Source organism: Bacteroidales bacterium (assembly GCA_035299085.1).
GTDB lineage: Bacteria > Bacteroidota > Bacteroidia > Bacteroidales > UBA10428 > UBA5072.
This window is the reverse complement of the sequence record DATGXG010000045.1, coordinates 39,667-53,478: the sequence shown is the minus strand read 5'-3', so window position 1 is coordinate 53,478 and position 13,812 is coordinate 39,667. Positions and strand designations below refer to the sequence as shown.

11 protein-coding genes are annotated in these 13,812 nt (G+C 41.8%); 4 read left to right on the top strand and 7 right to left on the bottom strand.

Going from position 1 to position 13,812, the window contains the following annotated elements; genetic code table 11:
- Positions 1–112: 112 nt before the first annotated feature.
- Both VK179_14480 and VK179_14475 read left to right on the top strand, forming a co-directional pair.
- The gene (locus VK179_14480) at positions 113–1,561 is read left to right on the top strand and encodes a family 16 glycoside hydrolase (protein HLO59951.1); all 1,449 of its coding nucleotides are present in this window, start codon (positions 113–115) and stop codon (positions 1,559–1,561) included.
- A gap of 10 nt (positions 1,562–1,571) precedes the next feature.
- Positions 1,572–2,513 carry a UDP-glucuronic acid decarboxylase family protein gene (locus VK179_14475; protein HLO59950.1) on the top strand — a complete coding sequence of 314 codons (942 nt, stop codon included), beginning with the start codon at positions 1,572–1,574 and terminating at the stop codon, positions 2,511–2,513.
- Here VK179_14475 and VK179_14470 read toward each other — a convergent pair.
- Positions 2,510–3,607 (bottom strand): glycosyltransferase family 2 protein, encoded by a 1,098-nt coding sequence (locus VK179_14470; protein ID HLO59949.1) that lies wholly within the window; start codon positions 3,605–3,607, stop codon positions 2,510–2,512. The genes VK179_14475 and VK179_14470 overlap by 4 nt on opposite strands.
- A 129-nt stretch (positions 3,608–3,736) precedes the next feature.
- Here VK179_14470 and speA point away from each other — a divergent pair, with 129 nt between their 5' ends.
- Entirely contained in the window at positions 3,737–5,632 is a 1,896-nt protein-coding gene (gene speA / locus VK179_14465; protein HLO59948.1) for a biosynthetic arginine decarboxylase, read from the top strand.
- A 98-nt stretch (positions 5,633–5,730) separates the two neighbouring features.
- Here speA and VK179_14460 read toward each other — a convergent pair whose 3' ends face one another.
- From VK179_14460 to VK179_14435, 6 genes are read right to left on the bottom strand one after another with little or no spacing between them, the layout of a single operon-like run.
- Positions 5,731–6,147, bottom strand: a complete 417-nt coding sequence (locus VK179_14460) for a secondary thiamine-phosphate synthase enzyme YjbQ (GenBank protein ID HLO59947.1) — start codon at positions 6,145–6,147, stop codon at positions 5,731–5,733.
- Positions 6,148–6,152: 5 nt separating this feature from the next.
- Complete coding sequence (locus VK179_14455) at positions 6,153–7,898, bottom strand: phospho-sugar mutase (protein ID HLO59946.1); 1,746 nt, start codon at positions 7,896–7,898, stop codon at positions 6,153–6,155.
- A 20-nt stretch (positions 7,899–7,918) separates the two neighbouring features.
- Complete coding sequence (gene rfbD, locus VK179_14450; protein ID HLO59945.1) at positions 7,919–8,788, bottom strand: dTDP-4-dehydrorhamnose reductase; 870 nt, start codon at positions 8,786–8,788, stop codon at positions 7,919–7,921.
- 1 nt (position 8,789) lies between these two features.
- On the bottom strand, positions 8,790–9,344 hold the full coding sequence (rfbC, locus tag VK179_14445; GenBank protein HLO59944.1) for a dTDP-4-dehydrorhamnose 3,5-epimerase: 555 nt from the start codon (positions 9,342–9,344) through the stop codon (positions 8,790–8,792).
- The gene (gene rfbA / locus VK179_14440) at positions 9,335–10,240 is read right to left on the bottom strand and encodes a glucose-1-phosphate thymidylyltransferase RfbA (GenBank protein HLO59943.1); all 906 of its coding nucleotides are present in this window, start codon (positions 10,238–10,240) and stop codon (positions 9,335–9,337) included. Before rfbA ends, rfbC begins: the two co-directional genes overlap by 10 nt.
- Positions 10,237–11,571, bottom strand: coding sequence for a UDP-glucose/GDP-mannose dehydrogenase family protein (locus tag VK179_14435; GenBank protein HLO59942.1), 1,335 nt, complete (start codon positions 11,569–11,571; stop codon positions 10,237–10,239). Before VK179_14435 ends, rfbA begins: the two co-directional genes overlap by 4 nt.
- 251 nt (positions 11,572–11,822) lie before the next feature.
- Between VK179_14435 and rpsA the strand changes: the two genes are divergently transcribed.
- The gene (rpsA, locus tag VK179_14430; GenBank protein HLO59941.1) at positions 11,823–13,796 is read left to right on the top strand and encodes a 30S ribosomal protein S1; all 1,974 of its coding nucleotides are present in this window, start codon (positions 11,823–11,825) and stop codon (positions 13,794–13,796) included.
- Positions 13,797–13,812: the final 16 nt, after the last annotated feature.

Sequence of the window (13,812 nt, the reverse complement as noted above, 5' to 3'; positions counted from 1 at the left end):
TCCTAAGATAGTACATTTATTTGTATAGGAACTATGAGCTTTCTAATTTGTTCTGAAATTTTATGTCTTAGCTTTGTATAATATTGTATATTCATAGCTCAAAACCTTTTGTATGAAAAAAATACTCTTGTTTGTTTTCCCTGTAATTGGCCTGTTTCTCGTTACTTCCTGTGGCAACCGTTTAAAAACCGGTGTTGAAATTCCGGCATCAGGAGAAAAATACTGGAATTACTATGGCGTTCAGAACACGACGGATTCTGTTGTACTTACAGGCCCTGGATCATTTGTTGTTTCGAAATTCTCACTTAAGAACTTCACGCTTACTGCTGATATGGTTACTGAAGGCGAAGCCGAAGGACTCATCGATTTTCATGCACAGGGTGACACAGGAAAAACGATCAAAGGGTATTCAGTGAAAATAAATAACAGCCCTTACCGGTCGGGCAGTGCACAGAAAACTGGCGGTATCTGTCATACCAGGAATAATTATGTAAGGATGGTACCTGACGGAAAACAGTTCAGAATGGTTCTTGAAGTTGCAGCCAATAGAATTACTGTAAGTGTTAATGACAAAATAATCAGCGAATATATTCAACCTGATTCTGTAAACCGGACCGGTGACTTTGCGGGCATGAAACTTTCACAAGGGTTTATTCGGTTCAGAAAGACAAATATTAAAGGCACCATAACAGTATCCAATATAAAAATTGTAAAGGAAAATGATAACCTGGCCTCAGTGACGGATAGTTTATTCATAAATGATTCAACAGGTGAAATGCTTACGAAGTTGAATGAGCAGGATTTTCCGCTGATTGACTTTCACGGGCACCTGAAAGGCGGCCTGACTGTTGATGAGGTTTGCACACATGGCAGGGAATTTGGTTATAATTACGGCCTTGCCCCCAACTGCGGTCTTAATTTTCCTGTAACCAACGACTCAACGCTCAGGGATTATTACAACCAGATGGCTGCCGAACCTGTATTTAAAGCCATGCAATGCGAGGGCAGGGAATGGATCACCTTATTCACGCCTGATGTCATTGCGCTTTATGACTATATCTTCACCGATGCCATGACATGGACGGATAATAAAGGCCGGCGAATGAGGCTGTGGATGCCTGAAGAAACGTTTGTTGACAACGATCAGAAGTTTATGGATATGCTTGTTTCGAAAATCGAATCGGAACTATCAAAGGAACCGGTTGATATCTATGTAAATCCTACATACCTGCCCGAAGTTATTGCTTTACGGTACAATAAGCTTTGGACTCCTGAACGCATGGACAGGGTGGTTAAAGTGCTCGCGACCAATGATATAGCCCTTGAGATCAATTCCCGGTTTAAAATTCCTTCACTCGAATTCGTTAAAAGGGCTAAAGCCGCCGGCGTGAAATTCTCATTTGGTACGAACAATGCCGGACATGATGACCTCGGAAGGCTTGATTACAGCCTTTATATTATTAAAGAAGCAGGCATAACGGCTGACGATGTGTTTATACCCCGCCCCGAAGGGCAGAAAAAGGTTCTTACTAAAGGTCTTCCAAAGAAAATTACCGGATAATCAGTAAAAGATGAAACGTATATTAATAACCGGCGGTGCCGGATTTATTGGTTCTCATCTGTGTGAAAGGCTTCTGTCAGAGGAAAATGACGTCATATGCCTTGATAATTATTTTACAGGTTCCAAGGAAAATATTGACCACCTTCTTGACAACCATTACTTCGAGCTTGTAAGGCACGATGTGATTACTCCTTATTATGCCGAGGTAGACGAAATTTATAATCTTGCGTGTCCTGCTTCTCCCATCCATTATCAGTTTAATCCGATTAAAACGATAAAAACCTCGGTAATGGGTGCTATTAACATGCTTGGCCTTGCAAAGCGTGTTAAAGCCCGGATATTGCAGGCTTCAACAAGTGAAGTATACGGCGATCCTATCGTTCATCCCCAGAAAGAGGATTACTGGGGACACGTAAACCCGATTGGCATCAGGTCGTGTTATGATGAAGGAAAGCGATGCGCTGAGTCTCTTTTCATGAATTACCATCTTCAGAATTCGGTTGACATTAAGATAATAAGGATATTCAACACGTATGGTCCCAATATGCACCCGAATGACGGCCGTGTAATTTCAAATTTTATTGTTCAGGCGCTTACCAATAAGGAAATCACGATTTTTGGCGATGGAAGCCAGACGAGAAGCTTTCAGTATGTTAGCGACCTTGTTGAGGGTATGGTAAGGATGATGAAAACAGGAAAACATTTTATCGGTCCTGTCAATATTGGAAACCCCGATGAATTTACAATTCTTGAATTGGCTGAAAAGGTAATCCGGTTAACCAATTCCCGTTCCAGGATCGTTTACCTGCCTCTTCCACAGGATGATCCCCTGCAAAGGCAGCCGGATATAACCCTTGCAAGGAAAGAACTTAACGATTGGACCCCAATAATAAGGCTTGATGAAGGCCTTGACAGGACCATTCATTACTTTAAGAAGAAGCTTGACCTTTAGTATATCTTTCGCAGCTTAAAATTCATCACCAGTGCTTTTAAACACCTGAAACTGTAGAATTTTCGGGGAATACTGATTACAATTGAAAATCCGGTTATTACAAGGAGAAGCAACCATGCGTTCAGCCCTGGACTGATCACTTTGGATACTGCGCTGAATGAGGTTATAACGCCTGAAATAATAAGCAAAATGTCAATGGCCAGGAGCGTGAAAAGAAGCATACTTACCGGCATAACGGCCATTTGAAGCGACTTGTTAACAAGATCTGTATTCCCGGATTTGAAAGCGGAAACGATATCCTTTATGAAGTTGGTTCTGAAATACAGAAATCGCACGGCAAACCATTGTTTGTACGAATCTTTGTTTTGCAAATGATCATCATATATCACCACTTCATCCGAATAAAAGATAATGTTTTTGTCTGCTATCAGTCTTAAATCAAGTTCTTCTTCAAAATTGCCCCGGTTAGTTACATTCTTAAGATAATTGTAATCGAATACCTTACCTGAACCTGACAGGGATGCTGAAAATCCGGATGCCCTCTGTCCTTTTCTGAAAATAGAATTATTGACTTCCTCGCAAATAGTATCCTGTATGGCACTGCTTACCACTTTTGATGTACGATGACACTGAAGAGCTTTCATTTGCGGATGAAAGCATTTATCGATTTTTGACAAAAAGTCAGGTTCAGGGGAACTGTTTTCATCGAGGATAACCGCAAGGTCATACTGAGAAGGAAGTGCTTCCAATGCTTTGCTAATATTCTCCGCAGGTTTAGCTGAACCGGAAGTAATTATTTCTACTTTCCTCTTTTCCAGCTCTGTGATGGTTTGTGGTTTCAATGAACCGGTTACAACCGCTATATCGAAAAATTCACAGGGATACGACTGGTTCAATAAAGATGCGACGGCATCCAAAAGGTTGTTCTCATTGTTTCCTGATAAGATAACAGCCATTTTTTTGTTTCCGGTATTACCGGGAGAAGAATCAAGATAAAAATGGGCCAGTAACGAAAAAATTAAAATATACAAAGAGGAGAATGCGAGCAGCGTATAAACCAGCCCGGTTGCGAAATGAAATACATGCAAAAGCATAATGCAGGTGAAATTTGAAATCAGCTAAATAGATCCGATTAAAAGAGGGCGAAAATTAGGAAAAAATCTTTTTGTCGAATCTCAATTATTCGCAATTTTGCATCCTTATAAAAATTAACTGTAAGAATAATGAGAAAATGGCGCATCGAAGATTCAGCTGAGTTATACAACATCCAGGGCTGGGGTGTAAATTATTTTTCAATAAATGAAAAGGGACATATCCAGGTGTCTCCTGCAAAAAACGGCATTGAGATCGATCTGAGAGAACTTGTTGACGAGTTGTCGCTCAGGGATGTATCCGCCCCCATGCTCATCCGGTTCCCGGATATCCTGGACAACAGGATTGAGAAAATGGCCAAGTGCTTTGAAGTCGCAGCCAAAGAATATGAATACAAGGCTCAGAATTTTATTATATATCCGATTAAGGTTAACCAGATGCGCCCTGTGGTTGAGGAAATTGTGAGTCATGGTAAAAAATTCAACATCGGTCTTGAAGCCGGCTCCAAGCCTGAACTTCATGCGGTTATTGCAATCAATGCCGACAGCGATTCTCTCATTATCTGCAATGGGTATAAAGACGAAGATTACATTGAACTCGCCCTGCTTGCGCAGAAGATGGGTAAAAGAATATTCCTGGTTGTAGAAAAGCTTAATGAACTTAAACTTATCGCAAATGTTTCAAAACGCCTGAGAATAAAACCCAACCTTGGTATCCGTATCAAGCTGGCGAGTACCGGAAGCGGCAAATGGGAAGATTCCGGCGGCGATGTGAGTAAATTCGGTTTGACCTCCAGCGAGTTATTGGAAGCTATGGATTTTCTTGAAAGAAACCGGATGACGGAATGTCTTCGTCTCGTTCATTTTCATATCGGCAGCCAGGTTACAAAGATCAGACGTATTAAAATCGCTCTCCGTGAAGCATCCGAATTCTATGTTCAGCTTCACAAGAACGGTTTTAAAGTGGAGTTTGTGGATATCGGCGGCGGATTGGGTGTTGATTATGACGGCACACGGTCGCCGAACAGTGAAAGCAGCGTAAATTACAGCCTGCAGGAATACGTAAACGACTCCATATCTACACTTGTGGACGCAAGCGACAGGAACGGCATACCTCACCCCAATATTATTACCGAATCAGGTCGTTCACTTACTGCCCATCACTCAGTGCTTGTTTTTGAGGTACTTGAAACCACCACGTTGCCTGAATGGTATGAAGATGAAGCCGAGCCAACGGAAAAGGATCATGAACTGGTGAAAGAATTGTATTCGCTATGGGACAGGCTGAACCAGCCGGGAATGCTCGAAACATGGCATGATGCACAACAGATCAGGGAGGAAGCGCTCGACCGTTTCAGTCTTGGCCTTCTCGATCTTAAAACCAGGGCGCAGATTGAACGGTTATTCTGGTCGATTGCCCGCGAGCTTTACCAGATGACAAATGAAACGAAACATATTCCTGAAGAACTTCGTCATCTTCCCAAAATTTTATCGGATAAATATTTCTGCAATTTCTCATTGTTCCAGTCAATGCCTGATTCATGGGCCATTGATCAGATATTTCCCATTGTTCCCTTACAGAGACTCGATGAGAAACCTGGTCGTGCAGCCACACTGCAAGACATAACCTGTGATTCCGACGGCAAAATCGACAACTTCATTTCCACAAGGAATTTTTCATATTACCTCCCTGTTCATTCGATAAAGCCCAAAGAACCTTATTACCTGGGTGTTTTCCTTGTGGGTGCCTACCAGGAAATATTGGGTGACCTGCATAACCTGTTTGGCGATACAAATGCCGTTCACGTGTCTGTAACGGACGACGGGTACGAAATTGACCAGATCATTGATGGGGAAACGGTTGCCGAAGTACTTGATTATGTTCAGTATAATGCGAAGAAGCTTGTAAGAACCGTGGAAACCTGGGTTACTTCAGCTGTCAAATCAGGCATAATAACAGCAGAAGAAGGTAAAGAATTCCTGTCTACCTATAGATCGGGGTTGTATGGTTATACCTACCTGGAATAGTTTCAGATAGTTTCAGATAGTTTCAGATTGTTCCAAATGGTTCCATTAGGACAACATCAAACAACTTTGAAACAACATGAAACAACTTTGAAACAACTTTATTCCCCAACGATTTTGACGAGCACCCTCTTATTCCTCTTCCCGTCAAATTCACCGTAGAAGATTTGTTCCCAGGGTCCGAAATCGAGTTTGCCTGCAGTTACTGCAACCACTACTTCGCGGCCCATAACTGTGCGTTTAAGGTGGGCGTCGGCATTATCTTCAAATCCGTTATGACGGTATTGATCATACGGTTTTTCAGGAGCAAGTTTTTCGAGCCATACCTCGAAGTCATGATGGAGGCCTGATTCATCATCGTTGATAAATACGCTGCTGCTTATATGCATTGAATTGCACAACAGTATACCTTCCTTAATACCGCTTTCATCCAGGCAGCGTTCAACCTGGTCGGTTATATTGATCAGTTGTCTTCGCTGGGGAATATTGAACCACAATTCTTTCCTGTAGCTTTTCATAGAACTTATCTTAATTTAAGATCCTTAATAATAGCTTCAACGCGTGCATCAAGCGCAGCATTTTCCTTTTCAAAATCTTCGGTATTTTTCAGTGTTCCTTTTACTCCGAAATAGAATTTAATTTTAGGTTCAGTCCCTGAAGGCCTGATAGAGATTTTTGTGCTGTCTTCTGTTAAAAACTGCAGTACATCGGATTTAGGTATGGTTATACCACCGTTTTTACGGGTTGCCTTTTCAAGAGATTTCGGATCAAGATAGTCCATTACCTCCAGAAGCGGTGAATTGTTGATTTTTGCCGGGGGATTGCTTCTGAAATCCTTCATCATCTGCTGGATTTCTTCAGCGCCGGTCTTGCCTTTTTTAACAACCGATATCAGCTTTTCTTTATAAAGTCCGAATTCCCTGTAAATTTCAAGAAGCTGATCATACATTGTCATTCCTCTGTCCTTTGCATAGGCAGCAGCTTCAGCAAGCAGGGCGCACGACATGATGGCATCCTTATCCCTCACAAAATCTCCTGCCAGGTAGCCATAGCTTTCCTCACCGCCACCGATGAAAGACTTTTTGCCTTCAAGGTGTTTTATTACATCAGCAATATATTTGAAGCCGGTGAGCACATCATAGCATTCTACATTGTATTTTTTGGCAATTTCTGCAAGAAGCTCGGTCGTTACAATTGTCTTTACTATAAATTCGCGGCCTTTCAGTTTTCCGTTGGCTGACCATTTAGAGAGCAGGTAATTGATGAGCAGGGCAGCCGACTGGTTTCCGTTCATAATGATGAACTTGCCATCTTTGTTTTTTACCACCATGCCCACACGGTCGGCATCGGGATCAGTAGCCAGAACTATGTCTGCATTGGTTTCCTGTGCTTTTTTAACTGCCAGTTCAAGGGCGGAACTCTCTTCCGGGTTTGGTGAAATAACAGTCGGGAAGTTTCCATCCGATACATCTTGTTCAGGAACGTGAATTACATTGGTGAAGCCGTATTTTTGCAGAATTTGCGGAACCAGTTTAACACCGGCGCCATGAAGGGGAGTATAAACAATCTTAAGATCGTGCTGCCGTTTTATAACATCATGCGAAAGGGATAAGCCCGTAATCTGATTAGTATAGATATCATCAATTTCATCTCCGATAAACTCAATGTTTTCAGGCTTAGCATTAAAGTTTACATCATCGGGTGACTGAATTGACTGAACTTCTTCAATGATCTTCTTATCATGAGGAGCGATAATCTGTCCGCCGTCATCCCAATACGCTTTATAGCCGTTGTACTCCTTAGGATTATGAGAAGCAGTAACAACAACGCCGCTCTGGCATTTAAAATACCGGATTGCAAAGGATAATTCGGGGGTTGGCCGCAGATCACTGAAAAGGTAAACCTTGAAGCCGTTGGCAGAAAAAATGTCCGCTGTTGTTTTGGCAAACAGTTTGCTGTTATTTCTTGAATCGTGTGCAATGGCCACTTTGATCTGCGGAATATGGCTGAACTCTTTTTTAAGGTAATTGCTGAGCCCTTGTGTAGCCATCGCCACAGTGTAAACATTCATACGGTTTGTGCCAACACCCATGATTCCTCTTAATCCACCGGTGCCAAATTCAAGATCACGATAAAAACATTCGACCAGTTCGGTTTCGTTACCATCAAGGAGTTCCTTTACTTTCTTCCGTGTTTCAGCATCATACTGGTTGCCCATCCATTTGTTGGCTCGTTCTCTTACAGTGGCTAGCAGTTCTTTGTTTTCCATAGTCATTAAATTCTGGCAGGTTAGGAAATATTTTTAAGGTTCCGGACAGCCAATATCATGCTGTCTTTCCAATATGGTATTTCTATTCCAAATTTACGCTTTATTTTGCTCTTATCCAGTACGCTGAAAGCGGGTCTTTTTACAGGGGAAGGAAACTCTGACGAGCGGATTGGTTTTACAGCGCAACGGCTGTTAACCTGTCTCATAATTTCTGTAGCAAAGTCGAACCAGCTGCAAACGCCTTCATTTGTGTAATTATAAATTCCCGCTTCAAACCCGATTCTTTCCGAATGTTCTATTAAATCCAAAATTACCAAGGCCAGGTCCCCGGCATAAGTGGGGGTGCCCACCTGGTCGTATACCACACGTACTTCATTTTTTTCGGAAAGTCTGACCATTGTTTTCATAAAATTGTTTCCAAACTCACTGTACAACCATGAGGTACGAATAATCAGCGCATACGAGCTGTTCCATAAATGTTTTTCCCCGGCCAGTTTGCTTTTTGCATAAACTGATGCCGGCTTGGGTTCTTCCTCTTCCTGATGAGGGAGACAACGGTCACCATCGTAAATATAATCGGTTGAAATGTGTATAAGCCTGCATCCTGTTTTAATGCAATAAGTCGCAAGCCTTGCCGGAACTTCCTCATTCACTTTATAAGCCATATGTTGTTCTGCTTCCGCTTTATCAACCGCAGTAAATGCAGCACAATTGATGATATAATCGTAATTCCCCTCAATGAAAAAACGGTCAAATGCAACCGTGTCAGTCAAATCGACGTCCCTAACATCAATCCAATGAAATGAAAAACCGCTGTATTTTCCTGATGCATTTTTAAGGCTCATACCAAGCTGTCCGTCTGATCCGGTTACAAGGATTTTCTTCATCATTTCAGAAGGTAAAATTTGAATCGGAGTCTTTGAAAGAAGGAAGTGTTTTATCTTTTTCGGAGATTACAAAGCTGCTCACCGGTATTTTCCAGTCGATTTGCAGGCTGGAATCATTATAAGCAATGCCTCTTTCGGACTCTTTGTTGTAATAATCATCGGTCTTATACATAACAACGGCTTTCTCTGAAAGTACTGAGAAACCGTGTGCAAAGCCTTTGGGAATGAGCATTTGCAACTTATTCGAATCGGTAAGTTCAATTCCGAACCATTTTCCAAAAGTCGGTGATTCTTTGCGGATATCGACGGCCACATCATACACTGAACCCAGGATAACCCTTACCAGTTTGGTTTGAGCATACGGGATTAACTGGTAATGCAGGCCCCTGATGGTTCCGAAGGAGGAGAGCGACTGGTTGTCCTGCACAAAATCCAGGTTTATGTCATTATCAGAAAGTATTTTTTTATTATAACTTTCATAAAAGTAGCCACGGGAATCCTCAAATATTTTTGGTTTTAAAACAACAAGTCCCTTAAATCCGGTTTCTGTCAATTCCATTCGTTATCCTCTATTTCAAAATTAAAAGTTCTTTCATTTGCAATTTTATGCAGGTATTTACCATACTGATTTTTCGAAAGAGGCTCAGCCAGTGAAAGCAACTGGTCTCTTGTAATAAATCCCTGTTTGAAAGCGATCTCTTCAATACAGGAAACCTTCAGTCCCTGTCTCTCCTCTATGGTCTGAATATACACCGATGCCTGGAGAAGGGTTTCATGTGTGCCTGTATCAAGCCATGCCATACCGCGTCCCATAATTTTAATCGTCAGGTTATTTTCTTCCAGGTACAGCCTGTTAAGATCTGTTATTTCAAGTTCTCCGCGTGCAGAAGGTTTAAGGCTTTTGGCCTTTGAAACCACATCATTGCCATAAAAATACAGGCCGGTAACTGCATAGTTCGATTTCGGTTTTGCAGGTTTTTCTTCAAGACTGATTACTTTTCCCTGTTCATCAAATTCAACAACACCGTACCGTTCGGGATCATTCACATAGTAACCGAAAACAACAGCGCCGCTTTTAAGTCTGGATGTCTGTGACAGAATTCTGCCGAAACCATGCCCGTAGAAAATATTGTCACCTAGAACCATGCATACTGTATCATTTCCGATAAAATTCTCACCAATAATAAAAGCCTGGGCAAGACCATCCGGACTGGGCTGTACGGCGTAAGAAATCTTGATGCCAAGCTGGCTGCCATCGCCCAGAAGATCATCATATAGATGGATATCCTTTGGAGTGGATATAATGAGTATTTCCCTGATTCCGGCGAGCATAAGCACCGACAGGGGATAATAAATCATCGGTTTATCATAGATCGGGATGATTTGTTTTGAAATGCTTTTGGTGATCGGGTAGAGCCTTGTACCTGATCCGCCGGCAAGAATGATTCCTTTCATGAGATTTTGTGAGTTTGATGACGTCCTATTCCGTAATAAGCAAATCCGTTTTCTTCCACTTCAAGCGGGTCATAAATATTCCGGCCGTCAAAAATGATTTTATCTTTCATAATGCGGGAAAGCAGTTTGAAGTTGGGCACCCGGAATTCCGACCATTCAGTTGCCATCAGCAATCCATTGGCATCAATCAGTACATCATATATATCATGTCCGAATTCAATACGGTCACCGAGAATTTTCTTTGCTTCTTCCATGGCCACAGGGTCATATGCTTTAACTTTTGCTCCTGCTTCAAGGAGTTTCTCAATAATCCGGATGGATGAAGATTCTCTTACATCATCCGTATTGGGTTTGAACGAAAGACCCCAAATACCGAAAAGCTTACCCTTGATATCTCCGTTGAAGTGATTCAATATTTTATGAAACATAACCAGTTTCTGCCGGTTGTTTACCTTCTCTACCGATTTGACGATGTCAAGAGAGTACCCGATATCATCGGCGGTTTTAATGAGGGCTTTCACATCCTTTGGAAAACACGATCCTCCGAAACCAATCCCGGCATAAAGGAATTTTCCCCCGATCCGTGGATCGCTGCCAATGCCTTTTCTCACGTGATTTATATCGGCTCCTACAATTTCACACAGGTTGGCCAGGTCGTTCATGAAACTGATCTTGGTGGCCAGCATACAATTGGCGGCATATTTGGTTATTTCTGCCGAGGCGATATCCATGGTGATTATCGGATGGCCGTTCAGAATAAAGGGATGGTAAAGCCGGTTCAGAATTTTAGCAGCTTTGTCAGATTCCACACCAAGAATGATCCTGTCGGGTTTCAGAAAATCTTCGATAGCGGCTCCTTCTTTAAGGAATTCCGGATTTGAGGCCACATCGAAAGGAATATTTACATTGCGTTTGTCGAGTTCTGACCGGATGGCCTGTTTAACCTTGCCGGATGTTCCCATCGGAACAGTACTTTTAGTTACAACCACAAGGTAAGAATCCATATAACGGCCAATATCCCTGGCGGCATTCAGAACATACGTCAGATCAGCGCTTCCGTCTTCGCCCGGCGGGGTGCCCACCGCAATGAAAACAGCTTCCACATCCTGGAGGTTATGCTCAATTGTGGTATCAAAAAACAATCTCTTTTTTTCAATGTTTTTGCTCACCATGGCCTCAAGTCCTGGTTCAAAAATCGGAATAATGCCCTGGTTCAGTTTTGCGATCTTATCTTTGTCAATATCAATGCATACAACCTCAATCCCTGTTTCAGCAAAGCACGTCCCGGTAACCAAACCAACGTAACCTGTTCCGATTATGAGTGTTTTCATTAAATAAAATTTTTTCGAATATACAAAAGTTATAAACCGTGAAGGTAAAAGTTTTTTACATGATGAATTATGACTTCTGATTCATATGATCCCTATATCAACAAACAAACGCTTGTGAATCAGCGCCAATTTCAGAGGTTTCCGTATATTTTTTTTCGTATCTTTAGTTTTTTACAAGGGAAAATTATACTTTTGCTGCTCGATTTTAAGCAACATAATGTCTAATTTACTAATTTATAATTTATTAATTAATGGTTGAAAATTTGGAAAATAACCTGGAGCAGCAGCCTGCAGATCAGGCAGAGAACCAGGTTCAGCAAGCTGAAAACTCAATTGAGAACGAACCCAAAAAAGAAAAGGCAAAAAAAGTGGCAGAACCTGTTGCAGTAGATGCCAATCTCGAATCTGATCCGGGATTTGACTGGACTAAGTACGAAGAAGGTGACTATCAGTCAGAATTCAAAAAGTCGGATCTTGAAAGAATGTACAACGACACCCTCAGCGCCATTAAGGTGAATGAGGTTGTTGATGGAACCGTTATTTCCATGAACAAGCGTGAAGTTGTTGTTAACATCGGTTACAAGTCAGAAGGTGTGGTGAGCCTGAACGAATTCAGGTATGATCCCGATCTGAAAATCGGTGATAAGGTTGAAGTGTATATTGAGAGCCAGGAAGACAAAAAAGGACAGCTGGTTCTTTCACATAAAAAAGCGAGAGCCCTCAAATCATGGGACAGGGTTAATGAATCGCTTGAAAAAGATGAAATTATTAAGGGATATATCAAGTGCCGTACCAAGGGTGGTATGATCGTTGATGTATTCGGTATCGAAGCATTCCTCCCGGGCTCACAGATCGATGTGAAGCCGATCAGGGATTATGATGTATATGTTGGAAAAACAATGGAATTCAAGGTGGTTAAAATCAATCATGAATTCAAGAACGTTGTTGTTTCTCATAAGGCTCTTATTGAAGCTGAACTCGAACAGCAGAAGAAAGAGATTATTGCCAAACTTGAAAAAGGCCAGATCCTCGAAGGAACTGTCAAGAACATTACATCATATGGTGTATTCATTGATCTTGGCGGTGTTGACGGACTGATCCATATTACCGACCTTTCATGGGGAAGAATCAACCATCCTGAAGAAATTGTTCAGCTTGATCAGAAACTCCAGGTTGTTATTCTTGATTTCGATGATGAGAAAAAGAGAATTGCACTGGGTCTGAAACAGCTTACCCCGCATCCCTGGGATTCACTTGATGCCAACCTGAAAGTGGGCGACAAAGTGAAAGGAAAGGTAGTTGTGATGGCCGACTATGGTGCATTCATTGAAATAGCACCGGGCGTTGAAGGTCTTATCCATGTATCAGAAATGTCATGGTCACAGCACCTGCGCAGTGCACAGGAATTCCTTAAAGTGGGTGACGAAGTGGAAGCCGTTATTCTTACGCTTGACCGCGAAGAGCGCAAGATGTCACTCGGTATGAAACAACTGAAGACTGACCCGTGGGAAAAGATTGAAGAAAAATATCCTGTTGGCAGCAGACATACTTCAAAAGTTCGTAACTTTACAAACTTCGGTGTATTTGTTGAAATAGAAGAAGGTGTTGATGGCCTGATCCATATTTCCGACCTTTCATGGACAAGGAAAATCAAACATCCGGCTGAATTCACAAGCATCGGGGAAAATATTGAAGTGGTAGTACTTGAAATAGATAAGGAAAACAGGAGATTAAGCCTTGGCCATAAACAGCTTGAGGAAAACCCCTGGGATGTATTCGAAACAGTGTTTACTGTAGATTCTGTTCATGAAGGTACTATTATTGAAATGACTGATAAAGGTGCAGTAGTTGCCCTTCCGTATGGTGTGGAAGGTTTTGTAACTCCCAAGCATCTGATTAAGGAAGATGGAAAACCGGCTAAGCTGGATGAAAAACTTCCTTTTAAAGTGATTGAATTCTCAAAGGGTTCAAAGAAGATCATTGTTTCGCACAGCAGAATTCATGAAGATGCAAAAAGAGCAACCTCTGAGTCTGAAAGGAAAGCTTCATCGGAAGCTACTTCAAAAGCAACCAAGAAATTGAAAACCAGCATGGAAAAAACCACGCTTGGTGATATCACTGACCTGGCTGCTATAAAGGATGAGATGGAAAAGAAAGAATCAAAGAGGAAGAAGAGCGAGAAGAAGGCTACGGAAACAGATGAAAACCAGGCTGAAAACGAATAACAATTTATACTAAATA

Bases quoted from the DNA above. Each gene is read 5' to 3' on its own strand.
- speA (HLO59948.1), top strand. From the start codon at position 3,737: ATGAGAAAATGGCGCATCGAAGATTCAGCTGAGTTATACAACATCCAG.
- rfbD (HLO59945.1), bottom strand. From the start codon at position 8,788: ATGATGAAGAAAATCCTTGTAACCGGATCAGACGGACAGCTTGGTATG.
- VK179_14460 (HLO59947.1), bottom strand. From the start codon at position 6,147: ATGAAAAGCTACAGGAAAGAATTGTGGTTCAATATTCCCCAGCGAAGA.
- VK179_14475 (HLO59950.1), top strand. From the start codon at position 1,572: ATGAAACGTATATTAATAACCGGCGGTGCCGGATTTATTGGTTCTCAT.
- VK179_14455 (HLO59946.1), bottom strand. From the start codon at position 7,898: ATGGAAAACAAAGAACTGCTAGCCACTGTAAGAGAACGAGCCAACAAA.
- VK179_14480 (HLO59951.1), top strand. From the start codon at position 113: ATGAAAAAAATACTCTTGTTTGTTTTCCCTGTAATTGGCCTGTTTCTC.
- VK179_14435 (HLO59942.1), bottom strand. From the start codon at position 11,571: ATGAAAACACTCATAATCGGAACAGGTTACGTTGGTTTGGTTACCGGG.
- rpsA (HLO59941.1), top strand. From the start codon at position 11,823: ATGGTTGAAAATTTGGAAAATAACCTGGAGCAGCAGCCTGCAGATCAG.
- VK179_14470 (HLO59949.1), bottom strand. From the start codon at position 3,607: ATGCTTTTGCATGTATTTCATTTCGCAACCGGGCTGGTTTATACGCTG.
- rfbA (HLO59943.1), bottom strand. From the start codon at position 10,240: ATGAAAGGAATCATTCTTGCCGGCGGATCAGGTACAAGGCTCTACCCG.
- rfbC (HLO59944.1), bottom strand. From the start codon at position 9,344: ATGGAATTGACAGAAACCGGATTTAAGGGACTTGTTGTTTTAAAACCA.